The sequence below is a fragment of the Caballeronia choica genome (genome assembly GCF_001544535.1).
Classification (GTDB): Bacteria; Pseudomonadota; Gammaproteobacteria; order Burkholderiales; family Burkholderiaceae; genus Caballeronia; species Caballeronia choica.
The window spans coordinates 1-904 of sequence record NZ_FCON02000524.1 but is presented as its reverse complement, the minus strand read 5'-3'; the positions used below and the strand labels follow the sequence as shown (position 1 = coordinate 904).

General features: G+C 61.5%; 1 protein-coding gene. It reads left to right on the top strand.

The window, feature by feature from the left end:
• Nucleotides 1–2: 2 nt before the first annotated feature.
• The coding region (gene kce / locus AWB68_RS45480; RefSeq protein WP_087650509.1) for a 3,5-dioxohexanoate:acetyl-CoA acetone transferase at nucleotides 3–904 on the top strand (902 nt) is incomplete at its 3' end.

Sequence of the window (904 nt, the reverse complement as noted above, 5' to 3'; positions counted from 1 at the left end):
ATATGGCAACGAAACGCAAAGTCATCATCACCTGTGCGCCCACTGGCGCGATTCATACACCGTCGATGTCGCCGTACCTGCCGGTGACGGCCCAAGAGATCGGCGACGCGGCACTCGCTGCAGCACGAGCGGGCGCGGCAATCCTGCACCTGCACGCACGCGACCCGAGCGACGGCCGGCCGTCGCAGGACCCTGCGCTGTTTCAGGAATTCCTGCCGCGAATCAAGGCGCAAACCAATGCCGTGATCAACATCACAAGCGGCGGAAGTCCCCATATGACCGTCGAGGAGCGTCTGAAGCCTGCGCACCACTTTAAGCCGGAACTCGCGTCGTTAAACATGGGTTCGATGAACTTCGGCCTGTATCCGATGCTCGGGCGCTTCAAGGAATTCAAGCACGACTGGGAGCGCAAGCACCTGGAGAACAGTCGCGACCTGGTGTTCAAGAACACCTTCTCCGACATCGAGTACATCCTGACATCGTGCGCGGCGAACGGCACACGCTTCGAATTCGAGTGCTATGACATCTCGCACCTTTACAACCTCGCGCACTTCGTCGATCGGGGTCTCGTCAAGGGTCCGTTCTTCGTGCAGAGCGTGTTCGGCTTGCTCGGCGGCATCGGGGCACACCCTGAAGACCTCGCACACATGAAGCGCACCGCGGACCGTCTGTTCGGCAACGACTTCGTCTGGTCGATTCTGGGTGCCGGACGTAACCAGTTCCCGATGGGCACGCTGGGCGTCGCGCAAGGCTCCAACGTGCGCGTCGGACTGGAGGACTCGCTGTGGATCGAGCCGGGCAAGTTAGCCGAATCGAGCGCGGCGCAGGTCGCGAAGATCCGCCAGATCATCGAGGGACTGTCGCTCGACATCGCAACGCCGGATGAAGCACGCCAGATGCTCGG